The sequence below is a fragment of the Mesorhizobium sp. M4B.F.Ca.ET.203.01.1.1 genome, assembly GCF_004791025.1.
In the GTDB taxonomy this organism is placed as follows: domain Bacteria; phylum Pseudomonadota; class Alphaproteobacteria; order Rhizobiales; family Rhizobiaceae; genus Mesorhizobium; species Mesorhizobium abyssinicae.
Map to the genome: position 1 here is coordinate 130738 of NZ_SRUO01000001.1, position 24986 is coordinate 155723.

At 64.8% G+C, this 24986-nt stretch carries 20 protein-coding genes; 5 read left to right on the forward strand and 15 right to left on the reverse strand.

The window, feature by feature from the left end:
• The first annotated feature begins 257 nt into the window (after positions 1-257).
• On the forward strand, positions 258-776 hold the full coding sequence (locus EN846_RS00625) for a GcrA family cell cycle regulator (RefSeq protein WP_126056595.1): 519 nt from the start codon (positions 258-260) through the stop codon (positions 774-776).
• A 119-nt stretch (positions 777-895) separates the two neighbouring features.
• Here the strand turns inward: EN846_RS00625 and EN846_RS00630 are convergent, their stop codons facing one another.
• The 3 genes from EN846_RS00630 to EN846_RS00640 form a co-directional block, all read right to left on the reverse strand.
• Entirely contained in the window at positions 896-1906 is a 1011-nt protein-coding gene (locus EN846_RS00630; RefSeq protein WP_127285237.1) for a magnesium and cobalt transport protein CorA, read from the reverse strand.
• Positions 1907-1997: 91 nt separating this feature from the next.
• Positions 1998-2723 (reverse strand): phosphate signaling complex protein PhoU, encoded by a 726-nt coding sequence (gene phoU / locus EN846_RS00635; protein ID WP_127391907.1) that lies wholly within the window; start codon positions 2721-2723, stop codon positions 1998-2000.
• A 113-nt stretch (positions 2724-2836) separates the two neighbouring features.
• Positions 2837-4102, reverse strand: coding sequence for an ATP-binding protein (locus EN846_RS00640; protein WP_127391908.1), 1266 nt, complete (start codon positions 4100-4102; stop codon positions 2837-2839).
• A gap of 161 nt (positions 4103-4263) precedes the next feature.
• Between EN846_RS00640 and ppk2 the strand changes: the two genes are divergently transcribed.
• Complete coding sequence (gene ppk2 / locus EN846_RS00645) at positions 4264-5175, forward strand: polyphosphate kinase 2 (RefSeq protein WP_127391909.1); 912 nt, start codon at positions 4264-4266, stop codon at positions 5173-5175.
• Between the two features lie 147 nt (positions 5176-5322).
• Here ppk2 and EN846_RS00650 read toward each other — a convergent pair whose 3' ends face one another.
• From EN846_RS00650 to EN846_RS00660, 3 genes are all read right to left on the reverse strand, one after another.
• On the reverse strand, positions 5323-6072 hold the full coding sequence (locus EN846_RS00650; protein WP_127286298.1) for an enoyl-CoA hydratase-related protein: 750 nt from the start codon (positions 6070-6072) through the stop codon (positions 5323-5325).
• 13 nt (positions 6073-6085) lie between these two features.
• A complete protein-coding gene (locus EN846_RS00655; protein ID WP_127286297.1) occupies positions 6086-6724 on the reverse strand; it encodes an acyl-homoserine-lactone synthase in 639 nt (212 codons plus the stop codon).
• A 97-nt stretch (positions 6725-6821) separates the two neighbouring features.
• Positions 6822-7553 carry a LuxR family transcriptional regulator gene (locus EN846_RS00660; RefSeq protein WP_127286296.1) on the reverse strand — a complete coding sequence of 244 codons (732 nt, stop codon included), beginning with the start codon at positions 7551-7553 and terminating at the stop codon, positions 6822-6824.
• 274 nt (positions 7554-7827) lie between these two features.
• Here EN846_RS00660 and EN846_RS00665 point away from each other — a divergent pair, with 274 nt between their 5' ends.
• Positions 7828-8661: a transporter substrate-binding domain-containing protein gene (locus tag EN846_RS00665; protein WP_245493230.1), complete on the forward strand. Its 834-nt coding sequence runs from the start codon at positions 7828-7830 to the stop codon at positions 8659-8661.
• 157 nt (positions 8662-8818) lie between these two features.
• On the opposite strand, the gene EN846_RS00670 is transcribed toward EN846_RS00665, so the two are convergent.
• Positions 8819-9229 (reverse strand): tellurite resistance TerB family protein, encoded by a 411-nt coding sequence (locus tag EN846_RS00670; RefSeq protein ID WP_127222598.1) that lies wholly within the window; start codon positions 9227-9229, stop codon positions 8819-8821.
• 159 nt (positions 9230-9388) lie between these two features.
• On the opposite strand from EN846_RS00670, the gene EN846_RS00675 reads away from it, so the two are divergent.
• Complete coding sequence (locus EN846_RS00675; RefSeq protein ID WP_127391910.1) at positions 9389-11038, forward strand: lysine--tRNA ligase; 1650 nt, start codon at positions 9389-9391, stop codon at positions 11036-11038.
• Here the strand turns inward: EN846_RS00675 and EN846_RS00680 are convergent.
• From EN846_RS00680 to EN846_RS00715, 8 genes are all read right to left on the reverse strand, one after another.
• Entirely contained in the window at positions 11001-11864 is an 864-nt protein-coding gene (locus EN846_RS00680) for a thermonuclease family protein (RefSeq protein WP_245493229.1), read from the reverse strand. The genes EN846_RS00675 and EN846_RS00680 overlap by 38 nt on opposite strands.
• Positions 11865-12506 carry a helix-turn-helix transcriptional regulator gene (locus tag EN846_RS00685; RefSeq protein ID WP_127285343.1) on the reverse strand — a complete coding sequence of 214 codons (642 nt, stop codon included), beginning with the start codon at positions 12504-12506 and terminating at the stop codon, positions 11865-11867.
• Between the two features lie 93 nt (positions 12507-12599).
• Positions 12600-13142 (reverse strand): thioesterase family protein, encoded by a 543-nt coding sequence (locus tag EN846_RS00690; protein ID WP_127393391.1) that lies wholly within the window; start codon positions 13140-13142, stop codon positions 12600-12602.
• A 12-nt stretch (positions 13143-13154) separates the two neighbouring features.
• Positions 13155-15374 carry a 3-hydroxyacyl-CoA dehydrogenase NAD-binding domain-containing protein gene (locus EN846_RS00695; RefSeq protein WP_127393390.1) on the reverse strand — a complete coding sequence of 740 codons (2220 nt, stop codon included), beginning with the start codon at positions 15372-15374 and terminating at the stop codon, positions 13155-13157.
• A 14-nt stretch (positions 15375-15388) separates the two neighbouring features.
• Positions 15389-16597, reverse strand: a complete 1209-nt coding sequence (locus EN846_RS00700; protein ID WP_127393389.1) for an acetyl-CoA C-acetyltransferase — start codon at positions 16595-16597, stop codon at positions 15389-15391.
• Between the two features lie 33 nt (positions 16598-16630).
• A complete protein-coding gene (locus EN846_RS00705; protein WP_128275837.1) occupies positions 16631-17803 on the reverse strand; it encodes an acyl-CoA dehydrogenase family protein in 1173 nt (390 codons plus the stop codon).
• Positions 17804-17855: 52 nt separating this feature from the next.
• The gene (locus EN846_RS00710; RefSeq protein ID WP_127393130.1) at positions 17856-19652 is read right to left on the reverse strand and encodes an acyl-CoA dehydrogenase; all 1797 of its coding nucleotides are present in this window, start codon (positions 19650-19652) and stop codon (positions 17856-17858) included.
• 233 nt (positions 19653-19885) lie between these two features.
• On the reverse strand, positions 19886-20344 hold the full coding sequence (locus EN846_RS00715) for a MerR family DNA-binding transcriptional regulator (protein ID WP_127285335.1): 459 nt from the start codon (positions 20342-20344) through the stop codon (positions 19886-19888).
• Between the two features lie 498 nt (positions 20345-20842).
• Here EN846_RS00715 and EN846_RS00720 point away from each other — a divergent pair, with 498 nt between their 5' ends.
• The gene (locus EN846_RS00720) at positions 20843-24796 is read left to right on the forward strand and encodes a peptidoglycan-binding protein (protein ID WP_127393131.1); all 3954 of its coding nucleotides are present in this window, start codon (positions 20843-20845) and stop codon (positions 24794-24796) included.
• The last annotated feature ends 190 nt before the right edge of the window (positions 24797-24986 follow it).

The window sequence follows — 24986 nt, forward strand, 5'->3', positions numbered from 1 at the left end:
GCATAGGCGCGCGGCACGCCCCCGACGGGATGCCGGTTCATAAGCAGCCGGCAAGTTGGGGAAAACCGGAAAAACCGATTCGTGTTGCCCTGGGGACTCTTGTCACCGAGTCAGCGCATGAGGTATTTGTAGTCGAGAAATAACTAGATTTCGTGCGGCGGACCTAATCACCCGATATATGTGGTGTTGTCTGCCCGGCGGGAGCCGGGACGGGAAGGGATTCCGATCGCCGCACGCCTCAGCAGGAGCGCGGTCTCATGAACTGGACTGACGAGCGGGTAGAACTTCTCAGGAAACTGTGGTCGGAAGGGCTGAGCGCCAGCCAGATTGCCGCACAGCTTGGGGGCGTCAGCCGCAACGCGGTCATCGGCAAGGTGCATCGCCTGAAGCTGTCGGGCCGCGGCCGCGCGACGGCAAGCCCGGCGCGCCAGAAGAAGACCGTGCAGGGATCGTCCATCCAGAAATCGGTATCGCGGGCGGCGACCGCCACGCGCCACGTCACCACCTCGATCGGCGCGACCGCGCTGCAGGCGCAGTTCGACGCCGAGCCGGTGGCGCGGCACTATATCCGACCGGTGGAAAACGTGGTCGTGCCGATCTCGCGGCACCTGCAGCTGGTCGAGCTGACCGAGCGCACCTGCAAATGGCCGAATGGCGACCCGCTGTCGGAAGACTTCAACTTCTGCGGCAACGACGCCGCCGAGACCGGCCCGTACTGCAAATACCACTCCCGCGTCGCGTTCCAGCCGGCGGCGGAGCGGCGCAGAAGCCGCTGAGCGAATAGCGAATAGCGAATAGCGAATAGCGAATAGGAACGGCTTGGCTTCCGTGACAGGGAGCAAGCCGTTTTCGGTGTTCTCTATTCGCTACTTCCTGTTCGCTGTTCGCTCTGCCTTCACAGCCATCCATTCTTCCTGAACCGCCAGTACAGGAACGAGCAGATCAGCGCGATCGCAACCAGCACGGTCGGGTAGCCATACTCCATATGCAGTTCCGGCATGTCGTTGAAATTCATGCCGTAGATGCCGGCGAAGGCCGTCGGCACCGCCAGGATGGCGGCCCAGGAGGCGAGTTTTTTCGAGATCGCCGTTTCCTGGCTCTGGCCGACCAGAAGACTGGCTTCGAATGCGAAGGCCAGCACCTCGCGCAGGCTGTCGATCTTTTCCTGGACCGTGCGGATATGGTCGGTCACGTCGCGGAACAGCGGGTGCATCGAAGCATTGATCTGCGGCAGATCGGCGCTGGTCAGCCGGCGGCAGACCTCGACCAGCGGCAGAGCCGCGTTGCGCAGCCGCAGGAGATCGCGGCGCAGCATATAGAGCCGCTCGATGTCGGAGCCGGTCATCGGCCTCAGCAGGACCTTGTCCTCGATCGCCTCGACCTCGTCCTCGATCTGCTCCAGCACCGGCATGTAGTTGTCGACGATGAAGTCGAGAATGGCATAGAGGACGAAGTCCTCGCCTTTGGCGAGCGAATGCGGGCAGGTTTCCCAATGCTGACGGACCGCGGCATAGGATGTCGAGGGTCCATGCCTGACGCTGACGATGTAGCCGGCGCCGACGAACAGATGCGTCTCGCCGAAGGTGACGCGGCCGTCGATGAGCTGGGCGGTGCGCGCGACGATGAACAGGGCATCGCCATATTGCTCGATCTTCGGCCGCTGATGCGGATGCTCGGCATCCTCGATCGCCAGATCATGCAGATGGAACTGCGCCTGGACGCGCAGCAGAAGATTGCGGTCCGGCTCCAGAAGTCCGATCCAGACGACATGGTCCGGCTTCTTGGCCCAGTCGCCGGCCTCCTCGATCGGAATGTCCGCGACGCGGCGGCCGGCCGTATAGACGCTTGACGCGATAATGCCGGACGTCGGCGCAGGAGCCGGCGTGAGGTTCCGAACGTTTTCCATGGCAACCTCCTGAGGCACGGCCACTGAGCAGGATTCAGGAACGTTCGCGGGAGCTTAGCCTAAATTAGCGCGGTGTTCGAGAGGCGGCCGTTCACTTCACCGGCAGCGTGCCGGGAAGCACGATCTTGTCCGTCTTGTCGCCCTTCGGCCGCTCAGCCGGCATCTGGTCGCCGGTGACGATGTAGTAGATGGTCTCGGCGATGTTGGTGGCGTGGTCGCCGATGCGTTCGATGTTCTTGGCGCAGAACAAAAGATGCGTGCAGGGCGTGATGTTGCGCGGATCTTCCATCATGTAGGTCAAAAGCTCGCGAAACAGCGAGGTGTACATGGCGTCGATCTGGTCGTCGCGGTCACGCACGAAGCCGATCTTCTCCACCGAGCGCGAGGCATAGACGTCGAGCACTTCCTTGAGCTGCGTCAAGGCGAGGTCGGCGAGCGCCTCGAGGCCGCGGAACAGGCTGGTCGGCTGGCGCCCGTCGATGACGGCGGCGACGCGCTTGGCGACGTTCTTGCCGAGGTCGCCGACGCGCTCGAGGTCGGCCGAAATGCGGATCGCGCCGACGATCTCGCGCAGGTCCGTCGCCATCGGCTGGCGCTTGGCGATGATGACGATCGCCTTGTCGTCGATCTCGCGCTGCCCCTCATCGAGGACCACATCGTCCCGGATGACCTTCTGGGCGAGGCCGGGATCGGCATTGACCAAGGCGGTGATCGCCTGCTCGACCATGCGCTCGGCATGTCCACCCATCGCAGCGATCCGCTTCGACAGGTATTTCAGCTCTTCGTCATAGGCGCTGACGATGTGCACGGACTGCATGGACGAAATGCCTTCCCCATGGTCTTGCGACCGAGTCGTTTCCTCGAATCCTGCGCTGATACGCTAGCCGGATGACAGAAAAAAGAAATGGCCGGTTAGTAGATAGTACGACCTCAGGCGGCCGGCAAATGGACCGAGAACGCCGCGCCCTTGCCGACTTCCGACTTGATCGACAGCCTGGCATTGTGGCGCGTCAGTATGTGCTTGACGATCGACAGGCCGAGGCCGGTGCCCTTCTGGGTGCGGCTGCTCTCGACATCGACCCGGTAGAACCGCTCGGTGATGCGCGGGATATGCTCTTCGGGAATGCCTGGACCGTAATCCCTGATGGTGACGTCGATCCCCGGTTCGGGGCCGGTCCCGTCGCGCTCGATCGACACCGTGACGCGCCCGCCCGACTGGCCATACTTGCAGGCGTTCTCCAGGAGGTTCTCGAAGACCTGGAAAAGCTCGTCGCGGTCGCCCGGCACGTCGAGCGGGCCATCGACGAAATCGCGCTCGATGGCGACGCCGTTCTCGCGCGCAAGCGGCGCCAGCGAGTCGATGACGCTGTCGATGGTCTGGCGCAGATCGACCTCGGTTCCCGGCTTCAGATAGGGCTTCATCTCCAGCCGCGACAGCGACAGGAGATCGTCGATCAGGCGCGCCATGCGGCCGGTCTGGTTCTGCATGATCTGCAGGAACTGGTCGCGCGCGGCGGGATCACCGCGGGCCGGCCCGCGCAGCGTCTCGATGAAGCCCGAGATCGAGGCAAGCGGCGTGCGCAGCTCATGGCTGGCGTTGGCGATGAAATCGGCCCGCATCCTGTCGATCCGGCGCGCCTCGCTCTGGTCCTTGAACACCAGCACATAGAGGTCGGTGGCATGACCGACAGAGGAGGCGCTGACGCGGTAGGCGCGCTCGACCGGCAGCTTTTCGGTGTAGTCGACAATTTCGGATGCGACCGTGCCCGACAGGACGCTGTCCAGCAAGGCCTGCATTTCCGGGGCGCGGAACTTCAGCGACAGCGACATGCCCGGCGCGAGGCCGCCGAAGGCGGCGAAAGCGGCGGCGTTGGCATGGACGATGGTGGCGGTGCGGTCGAAGATGATCAGGGGATCGGCGACGGCGGCGGCGAGATACTCGCCGGAAAGGCGCTGCAGCCCGCCCGCTTCCATGGCCGCGGCGTCCTCGATCGATTGACGGGCGCCGCCCGACGGCAGCAGCGCCGCCGCCAGCAGCAGGACAATCGCCGCCAGCACCACATAGGCCGAAGCGCCGGCAAGACCATGAACGGCGAGGACGGCGACGATGCCGGCGGCGAGCAGCCAGCGGTTCGCCCACAGCCGCGCGGCCGCCGGTTGCACCGTGCCTTTGTGCTCCGCGTTCAGCTCAGCCATTCGCGCGCTCGCGCCCCATGCCTTTACCCCCTGTCGCCGGTCGCGAAACTTCCGCTCGACCGGCCTGGAGTGCTACAGCGTCATTTGCGCATCCAGACGGGGGCGCGGCGCCGTTGAGGCTCCCAATAGCATGAGTCCGCAAGCTGGAAAGGTTCGTCTCGATGAAAAAAGCCAAGGAAAGCCCGGCACCGGCACCGGCACCGACACAGGGCCCGCTGAAAATCAGGATTGGCGGCAAGGAGCGGGAGTTCGACATCGAGAACCCGGTGCTTCCCGACTGGATCGAGGACAACAAGCTGACCGCCGGCGGCTATCCTTACGACAAGAAGATGAAGAGCGAGGAGTATGACGAGACGCTCGAGCAGTTGCAGATCGAGCTGGTCAAGGCGCAGGCCTGGCTGCAGGCGAGCGGCAAGCGGGTGATGGCGCTGTTCGAGGGCCGCGACGCGGCCGGCAAGGGCGGCACGATCTTCGTGCTGCGCCAGTACATGAACCCGCGCACCGCGCGCAATGTGGCGCTGACCAAACCGACGCCGACCGAGATCGGGCAGTGGTATTACCAGCGCTATGTCGCCCACTTCCCGACGTCGGGCGAATTCGTCACCTTCGACCGCTCCTGGTACAATCGCGGCGGCGTCGAGCCGGTGATGGGCTTCTGCACGCCCGAGCAGCACGCGAAATTCCTCGACGAGACACCGCATTTCGAGCGGATGATCTGCAACGAAGGCATCCATTTCTTCAAATTCTGGCTGAACATCGGCCGGGAAACCCAGCTCGAACGCTTCCACGACCGCCGCTGGAGCCCGCTGAAGAACTGGAAGTTCTCGCCGATCGACGTCGCCGGCATCAACAAATGGGACGACTACACGAAGGCGCGCGACCTCATGGTCGAACGCACGCACAAGGAGTTCGCGCCCTGGATCGTCGTGCGGGCCAACGACAAGCGACGGGCGCGACTGGCCGTGATCAGGCGCATCCTGTCGTCGCTGCCCTATGACGGGCGCGACCTCGAAATCGTCGGCAAGGAAGACAAGAAGATCATCGGCGAAGGGCCATCATTCCTGGAGAAGTAGGCCCCATTTCGCCGACGATACGGTGGCTGGCGGCCTAGAGCCGGATGATTTCAGGTCGACTCGACCTGAAATCTGAATCCGGCTCTAATCAAAGAGATAGAGCATGATGTCGTCCGAAAACCGCTTCACACTTTTCGGCATCATGCTCTAGGCCGCCAGCCGGGCAATGCGCTGCAGCCGCTTCAGGGTCGTATCGTCCTGCAGCGCCTGCTGGAACAGCGATATCTCCTGGTCGATGCGGTCGCAGAGCGCACCGGTGTCGCCCTTGAGCAAGCCGCGCGTCTGCAGGAGTGCCGCGACCGGCTTCTTGGCAAGCTGCCTCGCCCTGAGAAGGGCCGCTTCCTCGGCGCTGCCGTCGGCCACGATCTCGCCGACCAGGCCGAGCGCCTTGGCATCCTCGGCATGCAGCGTGTCGCCCAGGCAGAAGAAGCGGAAGGCGCCGGCATAGCCAAGCTTCTGCGGCGCCAGGATGCTGGTTGCCGCGTCAGGCACCAGGCCGAAATCGACGAACGGCACCCGGAACGTGCTTGCGCGCGAGGCGATCACCATGTCGCAGTGGAACAGGATGGTGCAGCCGACACCGACGGCATCGCCGTCGACACAGGCAAGGACGGGTTTTGGAAAGGTCGCCAGCGTGCGGAACATGTCTGTGACGGCGGCGATCAGCTCCCGATGCTTGGTGGCGTCGAGGAATTCGGAAAAGTCGCCGCCAAGGCAGAAACAGCCTGCCAGGCCGCGCAGCACGACGACACGCACATCATCGTTCACGGCGGCTTCGTGGAAGGTCCTGGCCAGGCTGGCATAGGCGCGTCTGTCCAGCACCGGCCGGCCGTCGTGCGAGGAGACAGTGACGACCAGCGTGTGGCCGCGTAATTCTGGTTGCGGGTGGATACTCATAACAAAACTCCAATTACGATGCCTGCCGCAGGCCGAGCCTGTCGGGATATCCTCTGGCCAGCACAGGGGCGAAATGGTTGCGGCGCGCGCGGACCACGTCCAACGTGTGTTCGGTGAAGGTGAGCAGCGTGGCGACGACCTGCTGGTTGCCGTAGGTGCGCTGGTAACCGAGGGGTGTCGCCAGGAAGTGCAGTTGCAGCGCGCGCAGCACCCACATCGGCTCGAACTCGATGATGACCTGGTTGATGTTGCGCTTGAGACCCCATTCGACGAAGCCGGCGATCAGCTCCGTGCCGACCGTCGACACGCCGCGCTTGCCGTCCCGGAAGCCTGGCGCGACCGCGTAGCGGGTCAATTCCCAGACACCCGGTCCCGAGGGCGGGGTGCCTTCATAGAGGTCCTGCAGCACGTCGGTCAGCAGATGTGCCCGTGTCGTCGGCAGCATCCGCTGATAGCCGGCAAGCTCGCCATTGCGGATGACGAGTTGATGCACCGCTTCGTCGTGGTCGAACTGGTCGATCTCGAGGCCGTCGGGACGCTCGAGATCGGTCCAGCCCATCTCCTCGACGAAGATCCTGTAGCGCAACCGATGGACGGCTTCCCAAAGGTCGGGACGCTCCATCAATTCCTGGGTTGTTAGGGAAAAAAGCATTAGCCGTCTCCTGGTTTGAATAGGAAGATACGGCCGGGCTTTCCCGAAAAAATTACGCGATCGCGTAGGCAAGAATTTCTAGGCCAGCTCGGCCGACCTAGCTAATATAGCCGCGCCTAATCGCTTCGGCGACGGCTTGCACCCTGTTGACGGCACCGAGTTTGCTTTTGGCGTTAAGAAGGTGTTTCTCGGAAGTGTGTTCCGAAATGCCTAGAATTTGAGATATTTCCCATTCGGACTTGCCGACGGCAGCCCATTGCAGGCATTCGCGCTCGCGCGGCGTCAATTCGATGTGATCGATGGTCTTGGCGGCCATCGTATGGAGCTGCATGGCGCGGCCGATCGCATAGGTCGACGCCAGCGACACCATCCCGAACTCCGCTTCCGACAGCTCGACCGCCTCGCCGCCGAGCGACACCATGACGATCTGGCCGTCGAGCGTGATCAGCGGGAATGCCAGGCCGTCGCGCAGCTTGAACTCCCTGGCGTCGCCCATCACCTCGCCGCTGCTCTTGTCGATGCGGATGCTTTCCGAGGCCTCACGCCACTGGAACGGCGCCTGAAGCTGCTTCATGTGGCTGACGACGGGATCGTGGTCGACGTAGTTGCGCGCCACATAGCGCTCCAGCCATTCGCCCGGCCAGTCGCAGAGCAGCACGTGGTCCTTCTGCTGGCCGCGCGGCGTGCCCGGATGCGGCACGGTTCCGGCCATCAGCGCCGTCAGGCCGAAATTCGACGTGACGCCAAGCAGCCTTTCGCAGACCGCGGCCGCCGTGTTGGCATGCTGCAGCTGATCGATGTATTCCAGTGTGCGATCAAAATGACCCATCGCAACATCTACCCCATGTTGCCTTCCGCATCAGAGATCGATGGTAGATGCCTGACCCGCGCTTCGCCATCAACCCCGGATTGCAAAGCTGCACCGCTTTAGCGACCGGGTGATTGACCCCCTTTCAGCCGGCGCCGCGGAGCGTATTTGCAAACTACCTAAACCATACGCTTAAATTCGCAGGTTGAAATCAAAAACCATTGTGCCGGCGCTATTTTCGTACGAAAAGCCCAAGGACATGACTGGGCGGAGCCTTCTTGTGACATTGCGACGGATGGTCATCGCCCTGTCGATGCTGGCGGCGGCGCAGTTTTTTGCCGGCGTTACATTTGCCGCCGAGCCGCAGGTGCCGGTGCTGTGGGACGCCAAGGAGCGGTTGCCGAAGCCCGACCTCTCGGCGTTGCCGCGCCTCAGGTTCCTTACCACCACCGACTTTCCGCCGTTCAACTTCCTCGACAGCGCGGGCAAGCTGTCCGGTTTCCATGTCGACCTGGCGCGCGCGATCTGCGCCGAGCTCGGCATCGCCGAGAAGTGCCAAATCCAGGCGCTGCCCTGGGGCGAGCTCGACGAGGCGCTGCAGAAGGGCGAAGGCGAGGCGATCATCGCCGGCATCGCCGCGACGCCGGAGACGCGGACGAAATACGCCTTCTCGCGCTCCTATCTGCAGTTCCCGGCGCGCTTCATCATGCCGAAGGCGAAAGCCTTCGCGGAGCCGATCCTCGACAAGTTGCGCAGCAAGCGGGTCGGCGTCATCGCCGGCTCGGCGCATGAGAAAATGCTGCGCGAGTATTTCGGCACCGTTCAGGTCGTGCCCTTCGACGCGCCGGAAGCGCTCTATGGCGACCTCAAGTCCGGCAAGATCGACGCCGCCTTCGGCGACGGCATGCGCTTTGCCTTCTGGCTGGGCGGCACCGATGCCTCCGGCTGCTGCCGCTTCGCCGGCGGACCCTATCTGGCCCCGGAATATCTGGGCTCGGGCATGGCGATCGCCACCCGCGTCGGCGATCCGGCGCTGGCGGCGGCCATGGACTACGCCTTGCAGGAGATCTCGGTGAAGGGCACCTTCGCCGAATTCTACCTCCGCTATTTCCCGGTCAGCTTCTTCTGAGGACCGCAGCACGGCCAGGGCTTGTTGAGGTTGAGCTCAGGCCGCGCCGATAGTGGTGGCTTCCGAGAACCGGAGCGGAGCGTACTTGAGTACCTGAGCACCGGAAGCGCTGGAGACCGCCATTCGCAGGCCGGCCTCACCTGAATATCGACCAAACCTAAGTCAGCGTGCGCAGACGCGCCTTCGCCGCGCGGGCGATCGCGGCGACGGTCAGCGTGTCGAGATCGAGCTTGAGGCGGATCAACTGCAGCACCCGCACTTCTTCCATGCGCATTTCGAGATCGACGGCGGCGACCTCGAAAGCGGCGGCATAAGCGGTGTCGCGCAGCCGTTCGGGCAGCGCCCCTTCGACAAGTTCGAGCACGCCTTCCAGTCCGTCCTCGGCGTTCAACGCCTTCTGGCAGGCCTGAGCGACGGCAACCAGCCTGTCCTGGTTGAAATCCACGAATACCGGCCATGAGCGGACGACGTCGCCGATGCGCGCAAGCTCGACATCGGTCATGTCGCGGTCGGAAGCCGAAGTGATGACCATCAGGTAGATCAGGGCTTCGTGTGGCGTCAAAGGCATTCAAAACTCCTTGATAATGCGCCCCGAAGGTAGGGTCGCCAGGTGGACGCCGCAAGGAAAACCGCCGCAAATCGTTGACGCTCCGGCCTGTCGCGCCTAGAGGACCGGTTGAAAATCTTACCTCCGCCGGCAAGCCGGCCGATAGCTGGAACTTTTGACATGACGGGATCAAACATCATCGATCTCAATCCCGAGATGCTTGCGGCCGCCGCCGAGAGCAAGGCCTGGCCGTTCGAGGAAGCCAAGAAGATCATCGCGCGCTACAAGAACGCCGCGTTTCCGGACACCGTCCTGTTCGAGACCGGTTACGGCCCGTCCGGCCTGCCGCATATCGGCACGTTCGGCGAGGTGGCGCGCACCTCCATGGTGCGTCACGCCTTCCGCGTGCTGACGGAAGACAAGGTCAAGACCAAGCTGCTCTGCTTCTCCGACGACATGGACGGCATGCGCAAGATCCCCGACAACGTGCCGGACCGCGCGGCGTTGGAGCCGTATCTGCACATGCCGCTGTCGTCGGTTCCGAATCCGTTCGGCGGCGACTATGCGAGCTTTGCCGACCACAACAACGCGATGCTGTGCCGCTTCCTCGACACGTTCGGCTTCGACTACGAGTTCGCCAGCGCGACGCAGTACTACAAGGCGGGCCGCTTTGACGAGGTGCTGCTGCGCGCCGCCGAGCGCTACGACGAGATCATGGCCGTCATGCTGCCGACGCTCGGCGAAGAGCGCCAGGCGACCTACAGCCCGTTCCTGCCGATCTCGCCGAAGAGCGGCCGCGTGCTCTACGTGCCGATGAAGCATGTCGACGCCAAGGCCGGCACCATCACCTTCGACGATGACGGCACCGAGACCACGCTCTCGATCAAGGGCGGCAAGGTGAAGCTTCAGTGGAAGCCGGATTTCGGCATGCGCTGGGCGGCGCTCGGCGTCGATTTCGAGATGTTCGGCAAGGACCATCAGACCAACGCGGTGATCTACGACCGCATCTGCAACATCCTTGGCGGACGCGCGCCGGAGCATTTCGTCTACGAGCTGTTCCTCGACGAGAACGGCCAGAAGATCTCGAAGTCGAAGGGCAACGGGCTGACCATCGACGAGTGGCTGACCTATGCGCCGACCGAGAGCCTCGGGCTCTACATGTACCAGCGGCCACGGCAGGCCAAGAAGCTCTATTTCGACGTCATTCCGAGGGCCGTGGACGAGTACTACACCTTCCTCGGCGCCTATCCGCGGCAGGACTGGAAGGAACGGCTCGGCAATCCGGTCTGGCACATGCATGACGGCAACCCGCCGGCCATCGACCTGCCGGTGCCGTTCGCGCTGCTGCTCAATCTGGTCAGCGCCTCCAATGCGCATGACAAGGCGGTGCTGTGGGGCTTCATTTCGCGCCACGCACCTGGCGTGACGCCGGCGACGCATCCCGAGCTCGACCGGCTGACAGGCTACGCGATCCGCTATTTCGACGATTTCGTGAAGCCGACCAAGGTTTTCCGCGCCGCCGACGACGTGGAGCGCGACGCGCTGGCGAAGCTTTCGGACGCGCTCGGCGCGCTGCCGCAGGGCGCCGACGGCGAAGCGATCCAGAACGCGGCGCTCAACGTGGCGCGGCGGATCGAGCGTTATCAGGACCATTCCAAGCAGAGCCCGGAAGGCGGGCCCGGCGTTTCGGTCGCCTTCTTCCAGATGATCTACCAGGTGCTGATCGGACAGGAGCGCGGTCCGCGCTTCGGCTCCTTCGCCGCCCTCTACGGCATCGCCGAGACGCGGGCGCTCATTGAGCGGGCGCTGGCTGGTCAGCTAGCGGCGTAAGGATCCCATCCTCTTCCTGCAGGATCGAACTCGGCGCGGAGGGCGCCGGGGGCAGGGCGGCAGGAAGTGACGGCACGCCCGAAAGATCCGGAGCCGCGCCGAAGATGCCTTTCCTTGCGGTGCGCGCTTTCTCGCCCGCCTCGACATAGGGCCCGCCTGCGGCGGCACGCGCCCAGCCGTTTTGCACCAGCCATTCGCCGACATCCTGATTGCCGACGCGGCATTCGGCGGAAATGGTGTCGCGGCCGCCCTCGGGCGGCACCGTGCAGACCACCGTGCGGCCGCGCAGGAAAGCGCGGAACGCCGTCCTGGCGCGGATGCCGCAGGCCCAGGATTTGCCCTCGTCGCCACAGGTCTCGTCCTGCCTGAGGACATCGACGCCCGAGACGGCGACGGCGTAGCCTTTCGCCTCCATCAGGCCGGCGGCGGCGGCAACGGGCTGGAACAGCTTGGTCCCGTTCCAGTCGTCCGGCATCTTCAACTTGGGCGGCTTGAGCGGGCCGGCGAGCGCGAGATCGCTGAGCGGCGCGCGGGGCTCGACCCGCTCGAGCGCTTCGGCGGAAAGCTGCGGCGGCGCCACGACATCGGGATCGATCGCCCTGGAATGGGCGGGAGTCCTCACCGGCTGCGGTGCCGGAATGGCTGCCGTGGCCGGTGCTTCGGGCTGCATGTCGGCGCCCTGCCCGGCGATCGTGCCGGCGGCCGGATCGATCCGGTCAATCGTGACGATGCTTTCGTTGCCCTGCAGCGTGCGGCCTCCGGCGGCGACGAGCGCCGCCATCGCCGGCACCGCCAGAACCGCCACGGCAAGGTGAGGTAGCCGCACCTACTGGCTGGCCCAGACGATGCGCGCCACCCATTCGACGTCGCGCATCGGAATATCGCGGTCGGGATGATCGGGATTGAGGGAGACCAGCAGGATCGACTTCGCGGTCTGGCGATCGAGCACCTTGGCCATCACCTCGCCCGCGGCGGTCTTCACGACGACGCGGTCGCCCTTGCGAGTGGCTGCCCCCGGCTCGACGATCAGCACGTCGCCGTTGCGGTAGAGCGGCAGCATGGAATCGCCCTGCACTTTCAGCGCATAGGAGGTCGCGGTCGCCCGCGCCGGCAATTCCACCAGATCCCAGCCCTGCCCCGCCGGATAGCCGGCATCGTCGAAGAAGCCGCCGGCGCCGGCTTGGGCAAAGCCGAGCAGCGGCACCGAAGACCTGCGTGGCTGCGAAGCGGTCCCACCGAGGCCTTCGACCAGCCCGGTGAACTCCTCCAGCGAGGCGCCGGTGGCCTCGATGATCTTGGCCAGCGATTCGGTCGAGGGCCAGCGTGGCCGCCCGTCCGAGGACAGGCGCTTCGACTTGTTGAAGGCGGTGGAGTCGAGACCGGCGCGCCTTGCCAGACCTGACGCCGACAGCGAATAACGCTCGGCGAGTGCGTCGATGGCAGCCCAGACACGGTCGTGCGAGAGCAATCGAGCTCTCCTTCAAAACAGGAAAAAATGCCTCTTCCTGTCTACCGCGCAACCGCCCCAATGTCCACCGAGGAAGCGCGGGATCGCCAACGATCAGGCCTTTTTGGCAAGTTCCCGCAAATTCCGGTGCGACGCCATGAATGCCTGCTCGGCCTCGGTCGGTGGGCGCGGCTGAGCAGAACGGCCAAGCGCGGCGACAACCTCGGCGATGTCGAGAAAGCGGCGATTGCGGCGGTCGTAGACGCCGCCGGTGGTCATGATCAGCGCGGCCGTATCGCCGCTGTCGAGGACGAAGCGGTGCCTGCCGATCACCGAGGTTCCCTCCCAGGTCTCGATCGAGGATATGACCTCGAAGCGCCGCCACAGCCGGATCTCGCGCACATAGGCCACCTGCAGCCCGCCGATCATCGGCGCCCAGCCGTTCTTGCGCGCCAGCGCGATCAGGCCGGCGCGCAGGAAGATGTCGATGCGGCCGAGGTCGGCGAGCATCATGTAGCGGGCATTGTTGAGATGCAGGTTGAAATCGATGTCGGTCGGCAGGCAGCGGAAGGCAAGCCGGCTGTCGCCGCCGACAAGGTAAGGGCCACGGCTTCGCGCCGTGGCCATCATGCGCGCCATGCGCGCCCAGACATACATCCGCGTCGGCCGTCAGGCTGCCTGCTTGACCTCGCCCTTCGCGTACGGGTCGAAGCGCTGGTAGAAGGTTTCGCCCTTTTCGGCCATGTCGAGGAGCAGCTTGGGCGCCTTGAACTCGGCGCCGTACTTCTTCTGCAGGCCCTTGGCGATCTTGACGAACTGCTGCGCACCGATGCCGTCGATGTAGGACAGTGCGCCGCCGGTGAAGGGGGCGAAGCCGAAGGCGAGGATCGAGCCGACATCGGCCTCGCGCGGATCGGTGACGATACCCTCTTCCATCACCCGCGCCGCTTCCAGTGCGATGGTGACCAGCAGGCGCTGCTTCAGCTCCTCATAGTCGATCTTCTCCGGCTTGAGCTGCGGGTAGAGATCCTTGAGGCCCGGCCACAGCTTCTTCTTCGCCGGCTTGGCCGGATAGTCGTAGAAGCCCTTGCCGTTCTTGCGGCCGAAGCGGCCATGCGTGTCGACCATGGTGTTGATCAGCGCCATCTGCTTCGGATCGACTGCCTTCTCGCCGATATCCCTGATCGTCTGCTTCATGATCTTCTGGGCAAGGTCGATCGCCGTCTCGTCGGTCAGCGCCAGCGGACCGACCGGCATGCCGGCCGCCTTGGCGGCGTTCTCGATCATCGGTGCCGGGACACCCTCGATCAGCATCTTGTAGGCTTCCGACATGTAGCGCAGGACGCAGCGGTTGACGTAGAAGCCGCGCGTGTCGTTGACGACGATCGGCGTCTTCTTGATGGCCCGCACGAAATCGATGGCGGTCGCCAGCGCCTTGTCGCCGGTCTTCTTGCCGAGGATGATCTCGACCAACATCATCTTGTCGACCGGCGAGAAGAAGTGGATGCCGACAAAATTCTTCGGTCGCGCCGAATTCTTCGCCAGCGAGGTGATCGGGATGGTCGAGGTGTTGGAGGCGAAGATCGCCGACGACTTCAGCACCGCTTCGGCCTTTTCGGTGGCGCTCTTCTTGACGGCGGAATCCTCGAACACGGCCTCGACCACCAGATCGCAGCCGGCGAGGTCGGCATAGTCGGCCGTCGGCGTGATCAGCGACAGCAACTTGTCCTTCTCTTCGGGCTTGGCGCGGCCCTTCTTGACCTGATCAGAAATCAGGCTGTCGGAATGCGCCTTGCCCTTTTCTGCCGACTCCATGTCGCGGTCGAGCAGCACGACGGGAATGCCGGCCTTGGCCGTGACATAGGCGATGCCGGCGCCCATGAAGCCGGCGCCGAGGATGCCTATCTTCTTGAACTTGGTGTCCGGCACGCCGGCCGGACGACGCGCGCCCTTGTTCAGTTCCTGCAGCGACACAAACAGCGAGCGGATCATCGCCGCCGCTTCCCTGGTCTGCATGATCTCGGTGAAATAACGCTGCTCGATCCTGAGCGCGGTGTCGAACGGCACCAGCAGGCCCTCATAGACGCATTTCAGGATCGCCGCGGCGGCCGGATAGTTGCCGAAGGTCTCGCGGCGCAGGATGGCGATGGCCGGCGGCCAGAGATTGGCGCCCGCCGCCGAATAGACCGGGCCGCCGGGCAGCTTGAAGCCCTTCTCGTCCCAGGGCGCCACCGGCTTCAGGCCGTTCTTGATCATCGCCTTGGCGGTCTCGACCAGCTTCGAAGGCTCGGCGATCTCGTGGATCAGGCCCATTGCCTTGGCCTTCTGCGGCGTGAGAGTCTGGCCGGTGGTCAGCATCTGCAGCGCCTGCTGCGGGTCGGTCAGTCGCGGCACGCGCTGGGTGCCGCCGGCACCCGGGAAGATGCCGATCTTCACTTCCGGAAGCGCCATCTTCACCTTGTCGGAATCGGCAGCGACGCGGCCGTGGCAGGCGAGCGACATCTCGAAGGCGCCGCCCATGCAGGTGCCGTTGATCGCCGACACCCACGGCTTGCCGGAAGTCTCGATCTTGCGGAACAGGCCGGTCATGACGCCGGCATTGTCGAACAGGGCTTTGGTCGCCTTGCCCAAATCCTTCGCCTTGTCGGCGGCGAAGGCGCCCAGCATCTTCTGCAGCAAGGTGATGTCGGCACCGCCGGAGAATGTATCCTTGCCGGAGGTGATGACCGCGCCCTTGATGGCCGCGTCGCCGGCGACATGGTCGACGATGGCGTTAAGCTCCCGCATCACCTCTTCGGTGAAGACGTTCATCGATCGATCCGGCATGTTCCAGGTGACCAGCGCAATGCCGTCGGCGTCGATGTCGAGGGTGAAATTGGTGTAGCTCATCTTCTCTCTCCCCGTCAGACGCGTTCGATGATGGTGGCGGTGCCCATGCCGGCGCCGATGCAGAGCGTGACCAAGGCGGTGTTCAGGTCACGCCGCTCGAGCTCGTCGAGCACGGTGCCGAAGATCATGGCGCCGGTGGCACCGAGCGGATGGCCCATGGCGATCGCGCCGCCGTTGACATTGATCTTGTCGTGCGGGATCTCGAAGGCCTGCATGTAGCGCAGCACCACCGAGGCGAAGGCCTCGTTGAGCTCGAACAGGTCGATGTCCGACAGCTTCATCTTGGCGCGCTGCAAGAGCTTTTCGGTGACGTCGACCGGGCCGGTCAGCATCAGCACCGGCTCGGAGCCGATGTTGGCGAAGGCGCGGATGCGGGCGCGCGGCTTGATGCCCATCGCCTTGCCGGCCTTCTTGGAGCCGAGCAGGACGGCAGCGGCGCCATCGACGATGCCGGACGAGTTGCCGGCATGGTGGACGTGGTTGACCTCCTCGACTTCCGGGTGCTTTTGCACGGCAACCGCATCGAAGCCGCCCATTTCGCCAGGCATGACGAAGGACGGGTTGAGCGAGGCCAGCGATTGCATGTCGGTCGCCGGTCGCATGTGCTCGTCATGGTCGAGGATGGTCAGCCCATTCTGGTCCTTGATCGGGATCACCGAATTCTGGAAGCGGCCCTCGGACCAGGACTTGGCGGCGCGCTTCTGGCTCTCGACGGCATAGGCATCGACATCGTCGCGGCTGAAGCCATACTTGGTGGCGATCAGGTCGGCCGAAATGCCCTGGGGCACGAACCAGCCGGGCAGGCCGACGGACGGATCCATGAACCAGGCGCCGCCTGACATGCCCATGCCGACGCGCGACATCGATTCGACGCCGCCGGCGATGACGATGTCGTCGGCACCCTGCGCGATCTTGGCGGCGCCGAAATTGATGGCGTCGAGACCGGAAGCGCAAAAGCGCGAGATCTGCATGCCGGGCGCCTTGGTGTCGTAGCCGGCCTCGAAGGCGGCGGCGCGCGGAATTACCGAGCCCGCCTCGCCGACCGGGTCGACGCAGCCGAAGATGATGTCGTCCACAGTGCCGGTGTCGAGGCCGTTGCGGTCGCGCAGCGCCTCGAGCGTTTTGGCGGCGAGCCGCACCGCCGGCACCTCGTGCAGCGAGCCATCCTTCTTGCCCCTGCCGCGCGGCGTGCGCACGGCGTCATAGACGTAAGCTTCGGCCATTTTCCTGCTCCTTGGGTTTGCCGCTCGGCGCGCTCAGAGCGAGCGCCCGATCAGCAATTTCATGATCTCGTTGGTGCCGCCGTAGATGCGCTGGACGCGCGCGTCGCGGTACATGCGGGCGATCGGGTATTCATTCATGTAGCCATAGCCGCCGTGCAATTGAAGGCACTCGTCGACCACCTTGCCCTGCAGGTCGCTAAGCCAGTATTTGGCCATCGAGGCGGTGACCGGATCGAGGCCGCCATCGATGTGGCGGGCGACGCAGTCATTGTAGAAGACGCGGCCGATCGTGGCCTCGGTCTTCAGCTCGGCCAGCTTGAACTGGGTGTTCTGGAAATCGATGACCGCCTTGCCGAAGGCCTTGCGCTCCTTGACGTAGTCGATGGTCAAGGCGAGCGCGCGTTCGATCATGGCGATCGCGCCGGTACCGATCTGCAGCCGCTCCTGCGGCAATTGCTGCATCAGCTGGACAAAACCCTTGCCTTCCTCGTGGCCGAGCAGGTTCGAGGTCGGCACGCGCACGTCGTTGAAAAACAGTTCGGAGGTATCGTTGGCCTTCAGGCCGATCTTATCGAGGTTGCGGCCGCGCTGAAAACCTTCGACCTGGTCGGTCTCGACGACGATGAGCGAGGTGCCCTTGGCGCCCTTTTCCGGATCGGTCTTGGTGACGACGATGATCAGGTTGGCGAGCTGGCCGTTGGTGATGAAGGTCTTGGAGCCGCTGATCTTGTAGTGGTTGCCGTCCTTCTCGGCGCGCGTCTTGACGCCCTGCAGGTCGGAGCCGGCGCCGGGCTCGGTCATGGCGATGGCGCCGATCAGTTCGCCGGTCGCGAGCTTGGGCAGCCATTTCTTCTTCTGCTCCTCGGAGCCGTAATGGAGGATGTAGGGGGCGACGATCGAATTGTGCAGGCCGATGCCGAAACCGTCGACGCCGACATGGCCGATCGCCTCGATGATGGCGCTCTCATGCGCGAAGGTACCGCCGGAGCCGCCATACTCCTCCGGCATCGAGGCGCAGAGCAGGCCGGCCGCGCCTGCCTTCAGCCAGCTCTCGCGGTCGACCATCTCGTTCTTCTCGAACTCGTCGTAGCGCGGCGCGATCTCTTCCGACATGAAGCGCGACGCCATGTCGTAGAGCATGCCGACCTCGTCCGCCGCCCAGGCGGGTTTTGGCAAGCCAAGAATTTCGGCTGGATTTGTCGCCACGATTTCCTCCGCGTTCCGACAGTTGTGGGCCGGCCTTGCCGGCCCGCCGAACCTAGAACGCTTCCGCCGGCAGCGCCATTAGCGTGTCCGCGCCACTGGAAATGCGGGCAAGCCGCGTCGCCGTCTCCGGCATGATCCGCTCCATGAAGAAGCGCGCGGTCGCCAGCTTGTTGTCGTAGAAGGACGCGGCGCCATTGGCGCCTTCCGCCAGCTTGACGCCCGCGGCCCTGGCCATCTGCGCCCACATATAGCCCAGCGCCACCAGGCCGAAGAGATGCATATAGTCGGTCGAGGCGGCGCCCGCATTGTCAGGCTTGGCCATGGCGTTCTGCACCAGCCACATGGTCGCCGCCTGCAGGTCGTTGAGACCTTTCTTCAGCGCCTTGGTGAAGGGCGCCAGCTTCTCGTCGGCGCGGTTCTCCTCGCAGAACTCGGCGACCTCCTTGAAGAAGGCCTGCACCGCGCGGCCGCCATTCTGCGCCAGCTTGCGGCCGACGAGGTCGAGCGCCTGGATGCCGTTGGCGCCCTCGTAGATCATGGCGATGCGGGCATCGCGCACGAACTGGCTCATGCCATGCTCTTCGATGTAGCCATGGCCGCCGAAGACCTGCTGCGCCATCACAGCGTGGTCGAAGCCCTTGTCGGTGAGCACGCCCTTGACCACCGGCGTCAGCAGGCCGGTGTAGTCGTCGGCCGCCTGGCGGTCCTTGTCGTCGCCGGCGCGATGGGCGACGTCCGACTTGATCGCGGTCCACAGCGCCAGCGCGCGGCCGGCCTCGTTGAAAGCCTTCATGGTCATCAGCGAGCGACGGATGTCGGGATGGACGATGATCGGGTCGGCCTTCTTGTCCGGCGCCTTGGCTCCGGACAGCGAACGGCCCTGCAGCCGGTCCTTGGCGTAGGAGACGGCGTTCTGGTAGGCGATCTCCGACAGCGAAAGCCCCTGCAGGCCGACGCCGAGCCGGGCCTCGTTCATCATCGTGAACATGGCCTTCAACCCGCCATTGGCCTCGCCGAGCAGCGTGCCTTCGGCCTCGTCATAGTTCATGACACAGGTCGAATTGCCGTGGATGCCCATCTTTTCCTCGATCGAGCCGCAGGAGACGGTATTCCTCTGGCCGGGGTTGCCCGAGGCATCGAGCTTCAGCTTCGGCACGATGAACAGCGAAATGCCCTTCACGCCTTCCGGCGCCCCTTCGATGCGGGCCAGAACCAGGTGGACGATATTGTCCGACATGTCGTGCTCGCCGGCGGAGATGAAGATCTTCTGGCCGGAGATCCTGTAGGTGCCGTCGCCGTTCGGCACCGCCTTGGAGCGCAGCAGGCCGAGATCGGTGCCGCAATGCGGCTCGGTGAGGTTCATGGTGCCGGTCCAGGCGCCCTCGACCAGCTTCGGCAGCCAGGTCGCCCTCTGCTCGTCGGTGCCGTGGGTGATGATGGCGGCGATGGCCCCTTGCGTCAGGCCCGGATACATCATCAGCGCCATGTTGGCAGAGACCATATATTCGGAGACCGCCGTGTGGACCGTGTAGGGCAGTCCCTGGCCGCCGAACTCGGCAGGCGCGGCGAGCCCCATCCAGCCACCCTCGCGATACTGGTCGAAAGCCTCCCTGAAGCCCTTGGGCGTCGTCACCGAGCCGTCGTCATGGCGCACGCAGCCTTCCATGTCGCCGACACGGTTCAGCGGATGCATGACGTTCTCGGCAAGCTTGGCGCCTTCGGCAAGGATCGCCTCGAGGACATCGGGCGTCGCGTCGGAGAAGCCGGGAAGGTTGGAATAGCGCTGATAGCCCAGCACGTCGTTGAGCACGAACAGCGTGTCCTGGATCGGCGCCCTGTAGATCGTCATGCCTTCCTCCACCCTTGCGGTCTGGCCCTGCCTAGCAAGTTCTCGATCAAAGCGCAGATCGGAGGCTGAGCCAATGTCGACGCCCCGATAGCAAATATTGACGTTTGCGTAAACGTCAATCTTGTCGCAGCCGGAAAATTTTCGATGCGTGGCCAGCAAAAGATAAAGAGCCGCGCGACCCAGGTCGCGCGGCTCTCATTCGTCATCTGCTTTGCCGGAAAGCGGCGAAGCGATTAACCGGCGGCGCTCGCCTGCGGCGCGCGATCCATCAGCATCTGGCGCACCGCCGTCATCGACGTGCTCAATTCGTTGATGGCGTCATCGATCAGCGCCCGCTGCTTCTGCAAGCGGGCGAGCTGCTTCTCGGACTTGTCGAGCGCCAGCCGCAACTGCTTGGTGTTGGAGCCGGTCGGATCGTAGAGATCCATCATCTGCTTGACGTCGCGCAACGAGAACCCGACCTTGCGGCCGAGCAGGATCAGCTTCAGCCGTGCCCTGTCCCGGCGCGTGTAGAGACGGGTCGAACCGTCGCGCTTCGGGTTGAGCAGGCCCTTGTCCTCGTAGAAACGCAGCGTGCGCAACGTCACGCCGTATTTCTTGGCCATCTCGCCGATGCGGACAAGGTCCTCGCCGGTTTCAGTCGATATGTCATTGGTGTTGGCCGCGGCTTCGCCGGCCGAAACAAGTTTCATGGTCACTGGCTTTCCCCGTCTGGTGGCGCCGCGGTCCCGGACCTTGCGTCGCCTGAGTGGAAGCGGGGGCGTGCTTCCAGTCGTGGTTTCAACAAAAAAATCGCAAAAGGCGGGATCTGCGCACCTCTTACGTTTACGTCAATTCTATACCGATTGCCGGCTCATGACGCAAGGGCGTTCTAGGCTAAGAACGTTATGCCGCACCCATTGGCGCGCGATCCTGAAATCCGGAACGGTTTTTGCGGAGGCGCTCCGGGAACGGAAAGGCATATGCAAGTTCTTAAGCTTGGTTAACGCGTTGTTTACCACGTTGGGTGAAATGTGCGCATGTCGGTCACCCGTGGTTATCCTGTAGCGAATTTTTCACGGTTTTCGAAGCGCGGGCGAAAGCCCGGGAGGCTTGGCCTCCGCCGCAGCAGAACCGCGCGGTCGCCTTCGTCCCGGCGGGACTTTGGGGAATCCGGCCAGCAGCCGGCCATTCTGAACACGGGCGCATCGATGAACAGCAAGCGGTCCTATCTCGATACTCTCAATGCCGGCAGGCAGCGCAGGCCGCACACCACGCTCGAGCAGCTGAACCGCTCGCTGGAAACGCTGGAGCAGCGGCTGGAGCGGACGCGCGAAGACACGGCCGAGCGCCTCGACCCTCGCCGCCAGCCGGAACCGCGCTACGCCAGCGCCCAGCCCTTTGGCCAACAGCCGCGCTGGTATGACGACCCGCAGCCGGCACCGCGGCCAAAAGCGCCGGCGCCGGCGGCGCCCGCCTTCGAACAGAACTACCAGGCGATCGCCCGCGACATCGACCGCGTGCGCGGCCAGGAGGACAGCGTCGCCGTGGTCGGCAAGATCGCCGGCGAGCTGCGCGGCCTGCGCGAGGAATTGCGTCACCAGATGACCGCCGGGCTGAAGCGCGAATTCGACGCGCTGCGCCAGGACATCGAGCGCGCCTTCCAGGCAAATGGCCAGGCAGGCAAGGGCAGCGCCGAGCTCGGCCTCGAATTCGAGCGGCTGTCCGGCGCCATCCAGACGCTGGCCGAGAAGAGCGACGACCGGAGCGTCAACCTGCTCAGGCTCGAGCTGGAGCAGGTCAAGGGCGCGCTGGACACGCTGGCGCGCGAGGAAAGCGTGCGCGCGGTCGACCGCCGCTGGGACGATTTCGACCGCCGCTGGAGCGCCTTCGAGGATCGCGTCGACGCCGACCAGCGCCAGCGCTCGGACAATCCGGGCCTGTCGGCGCTGACCGACCGGCTCGAGCAGATCAGCACTGCCGTCAACAACCTGCCGGAATCGCTGTCGCTGCGCTCGCTGGAAGAAAAGGTGCGCACGCTTGCCGGCGCCGTCGACCAGTTCGCCAGCCAGCAGGGCAATCGCGCCAGCGATACGTTCGGCATGATCGACGAGCGGTTGGACGAGATCTCGCGCGCCATCGTCGCCTCGACCGTCGCCGCGCAGGCCAATGCCTTCGACCCCGAACCCTTCGAGCGCATCGAGAAGCGGATCGCCTCGCTGGCGCAGCAGATCGAGGAAGTCACCCAGGCTCAGCCGGGCCGGGAGGTGATGGATCGGCTCAATCTCCTGTCGAGCCGCGTCGATGAGCTGGCCGCCCGCGCCAACCTGCCTGAGCAGGCGATGGACCGGCTCGGCAAGCAGATCGCGATGATCGCCGACAAGATCGACCACGCGCCGGCCATGCCCGACGCCGACTACATCTTCCAGGGGCTGGAACAGCGCTTCGACGCGCTGTCGGGGATGATGGAACGCCGGCAGGGCGACGCGATCGAGCAGGGCAACATGCTGTTTCGCGATCTCGAACGGCGGCTGGACGAAGTTGCCGACAGGCTGGATCAGCGCATGCCGCAGGCCGACAGCGCCGGCATCATGGACGCCATCGATGCCCGCTTCACCGCGCTCGCCAAGCGCCTGGAGACGCGCACGCCAGACCCCGCCAGCGAATTGGCGATCCGGGGCCTGGAAAGCCGGCTCGAAGACATCTCCAGCCGGCTGGAAACATCCGCCGCGCAGGTCGCCGGTATCGACCCGGCGCTGATCCGCAGCCTGGAGGCGCAAGTTTCCGGGCTTTCGGCGCATCTCACCAAGCCGGGCACGCCGCTGCCGGAATTCGAGGACATCAGCCCGCGCCTCAACGAGATCGAGAAGTCGCTGGCCGGAACGCGCGATTCGATCCTCAGCGCGGCCCGCGAGGCGGCCGAGAGTGCTGTGCGTTCGATGGCTGACACCAGCGCCAACACGGCGGCGGTCAGTGGCCTCGCGCAGGACCTCAAGACGCTCGAAGCTTTGACGCGCCGTTCCGACGAACGCAATTCGCGCACTTTCGAGGCCATCCACGACACGCTGCTCAAGATCGTCGACCGGCTGGGGTCGCTGGAGACCAGCGAGCCGGTGGAAGCCGTCAGCGAGCTCATCGATCCGCAGCCGATGGGCAAGCGCGCAGGACGCGGTTCCAAGATCGCGGTGCAGGATGCGCCGTCGATGGATATCGACCAGCCGCTGCCACTGGCCGGAGATATCGCGGATCTCGACACCCGCGCCGCCGCGATCCTGCGCAACGAACCGGTTGCGCGCGAAGAGCCGGCGCCACGTTCGCCGGCTGAAGCGGCGGCGGCCGCCGCCATGGCGGCGCTCGGTTCGGACACGATCACCGAAAAGAGCGAGAAGGCCGGCAAGAAGTCGATGTTCGGCGGACTGGCGCGCGCCTTCAGGGGCAAGAAGCAGGCGGAGACGCCGCCGCTTGCCGGTTCGGCGCCCGACGTCGACGCCCCGAGCGTCGACCTCGACGAACCGCTCGATCCGAAATTCGCCAACCGCCCGCTGGAACCCGGTTCCGGCGCACCCGATCTCACCGCCATCATGAAGCGCGTGCGCGATGAGCGGGGTCCGCCGGTCAAGCGCAACGAGAGCGATGCGGCAAAGTCCGACTTCATTGCCGCGGCAAGGCGCGCAGCGCAAGCCGCTGCCGCCGAGGCCGACGCGCTGAAGCGCCAGTCGACGATGGGCGGCCCGGTCAAGGCGCTCAGGATCGGCGACCTGCTCAAGGCGCGGCGCAAGCCGATCCTGATGGCAGCGGCCGCGATCATGCTGGCGCTTGCCGGCCTGCAGCTTGGCAAGGCCTTCTTCTCCGATCCCGCGCCGGTCGCCAGCAACGATGCCGCGCCGATCGTTGCCGCGCAGCCCGTGGAGACCGCTTCGCTCAATGCCACGGCCGAACCGAAGACCAACGCCGCGCCGAAGATAGAGACCGCCGCCGAGGACGCGCCGGCGCGCGCCGTGCGGCAAGCGGAACCGGTGAAGGATGCGCCGCCGGCGCAGACCGCCGCCGCGCTGCCGATGGACGCAAATACGGTGATGGATGCCGCGCCCGCCGCCGCTGAACCGGCGCCGGCGCCGATGGTTTCGGCCGCGCCGGCTGCGACCACGGCACCTTCACCGGATGTCACCGCCTCGGCGCCTGCGATGCCGGCTACGGATGCCGACGCCGACACCGCGCCGATGGCCACGGCGCCGGCCGCCTCGCCGACGACCCCCGACACCACGGGCGCTGTTCCGCCCGCCGGCAGCACGCCCCAGGCGGCCGCGAAGATCGACATTCCGGCCGACGCCGGTCCTCCGGCCCTGCGCGACGCCGCCGCCGGCGGCGATGCCAAGGCGCTGTTCGAGGTTGGCTCGCGCTATGCCGAATCGCGCGGCGTCAAGGAGGACATGAAGGCCGCGGCCAAGTGGTACGAGAAGTCCGCCGAGCTCGGCTTCGCGCCGGCCGAATACCGCATCGGCAATTTCTACGAGAAGGGGATCGGCGTCACCCGCGACATCAAGAAGGCCAAGACCTTCTACCAGCTTGCCGCCGAACAGGGTAACGCCAGCGCCATGCACAATCTCGCCGTGCTGTTCGCCATGGCGGCGGATGGCGTGACCGACAATGAATCGGCGGCGCACTGGTTCCAGGCGGCGGCCGACCTCGGCGTCAAGGACAGCCAGTTCAACCTTGGCATCCTGGCGGCCAAGGGCGTCGGCATGAAGCAGAACCTGGAGGAATCCTACAAATGGTTCGCGCTCGTCGCCAAGACCGGCGACAAGGATGCTGCGTCCAAGCGCGACGAGATCGCCAATGCGCTGCGTCCGGAGCAGTTGGAGCGGGCGCGCGCCGCCACGGAGCTGTGGAAGCCGAAGCCGATCGACCAGGCGGCCAACTCGGCCGACATCCCCGAATCCTGGCAGGACGGCACGCCGCAGACGACCGCCAGCATCGACATGAAGAAGGCGGTCAAGAACATCCAGCTGATCCTCAACAAGAACGGCTATGAGGCCGGTGGCGCCGACGGCGTGATGGGCGACAAGACCAAGACCGCGATCATGGCCTTCCAGACCGACAACAAGTTGAAACCGACCGGCGAGGTCGACGAACAACTGGTCAAGGCGCTGCTGGCGCGCAAATAACGGCAGATGCGTCGCTTCCGCGATGCCTTGCCACACATTTGCCTGTTAACTGATTGAGATGCTTTTTTGTTTCGACGCGGCGGCGGGGTTTGCTCCCGCCGCCGCGTCGGCGCAAGAAAAAATTGGCTTTTCGGTGCGAGACTGCACGCTGCGGCTGCATCGCCGACAGGCAAACTGATCGAGACTGACG

What these genes read in the sequence shown, in the direction of transcription:
- EN846_RS00710 (WP_127393130.1), bottom strand. Translation starts at nt 19,652, where the DNA reads ATGACGATCTACAGGGCGCCGATCCAGGACACGCTGTTCGTGCTCAAC.
- ppk2 (WP_127391909.1), top strand. Translation starts at nt 4,264, where the DNA reads ATGAAAAAAGCCAAGGAAAGCCCGGCACCGGCACCGGCACCGACACAG.
- EN846_RS00690 (WP_127393391.1), bottom strand. Translation starts at nt 13,142, where the DNA reads ATGTATGTCTGGGCGCGCATGGCGCGCATGATGGCCACGGCGCGAAGC.
- EN846_RS00660 (WP_127286296.1), bottom strand. Translation starts at nt 7,553, where the DNA reads ATGGGTCATTTTGATCGCACACTGGAATACATCGATCAGCTGCAGCAT.
- EN846_RS00700 (WP_127393389.1), bottom strand. Translation starts at nt 16,597, where the DNA reads ATGGCCGAAGCTTACGTCTATGACGCCGTGCGCACGCCGCGCGGCAGG.
- phoU (WP_127391907.1), bottom strand. Translation starts at nt 2,723, where the DNA reads ATGCAGTCCGTGCACATCGTCAGCGCCTATGACGAAGAGCTGAAATAC.
- EN846_RS00640 (WP_127391908.1), bottom strand. Translation starts at nt 4,102, where the DNA reads ATGGCTGAGCTGAACGCGGAGCACAAAGGCACGGTGCAACCGGCGGCC.
- EN846_RS00650 (WP_127286298.1), bottom strand. Translation starts at nt 6,072, where the DNA reads ATGAGTATCCACCCGCAACCAGAATTACGCGGCCACACGCTGGTCGTC.
- EN846_RS00715 (WP_127285335.1), bottom strand. Translation starts at nt 20,344, where the DNA reads ATGAAACTTGTTTCGGCCGGCGAAGCCGCGGCCAACACCAATGACATA.
- EN846_RS00655 (WP_127286297.1), bottom strand. Translation starts at nt 6,724, where the DNA reads ATGCTTTTTTCCCTAACAACCCAGGAATTGATGGAGCGTCCCGACCTT.
- EN846_RS00695 (WP_127393390.1), bottom strand. Translation starts at nt 15,374, where the DNA reads ATGAGCTACACCAATTTCACCCTCGACATCGACGCCGACGGCATTGCG.
- EN846_RS00625 (WP_126056595.1), top strand. Translation starts at nt 258, where the DNA reads ATGAACTGGACTGACGAGCGGGTAGAACTTCTCAGGAAACTGTGGTCG.
- EN846_RS00675 (WP_127391910.1), top strand. Translation starts at nt 9,389, where the DNA reads ATGACGGGATCAAACATCATCGATCTCAATCCCGAGATGCTTGCGGCC.
- EN846_RS00630 (WP_127285237.1), bottom strand. Translation starts at nt 1,906, where the DNA reads ATGGAAAACGTTCGGAACCTCACGCCGGCTCCTGCGCCGACGTCCGGC.
- EN846_RS00665 (WP_245493230.1), top strand. Translation starts at nt 7,828, where the DNA reads ATGGTCATCGCCCTGTCGATGCTGGCGGCGGCGCAGTTTTTTGCCGGC.
- EN846_RS00670 (WP_127222598.1), bottom strand. Translation starts at nt 9,229, where the DNA reads ATGCCTTTGACGCCACACGAAGCCCTGATCTACCTGATGGTCATCACT.
- EN846_RS00720 (WP_127393131.1), top strand. Translation starts at nt 20,843, where the DNA reads ATGAACAGCAAGCGGTCCTATCTCGATACTCTCAATGCCGGCAGGCAG.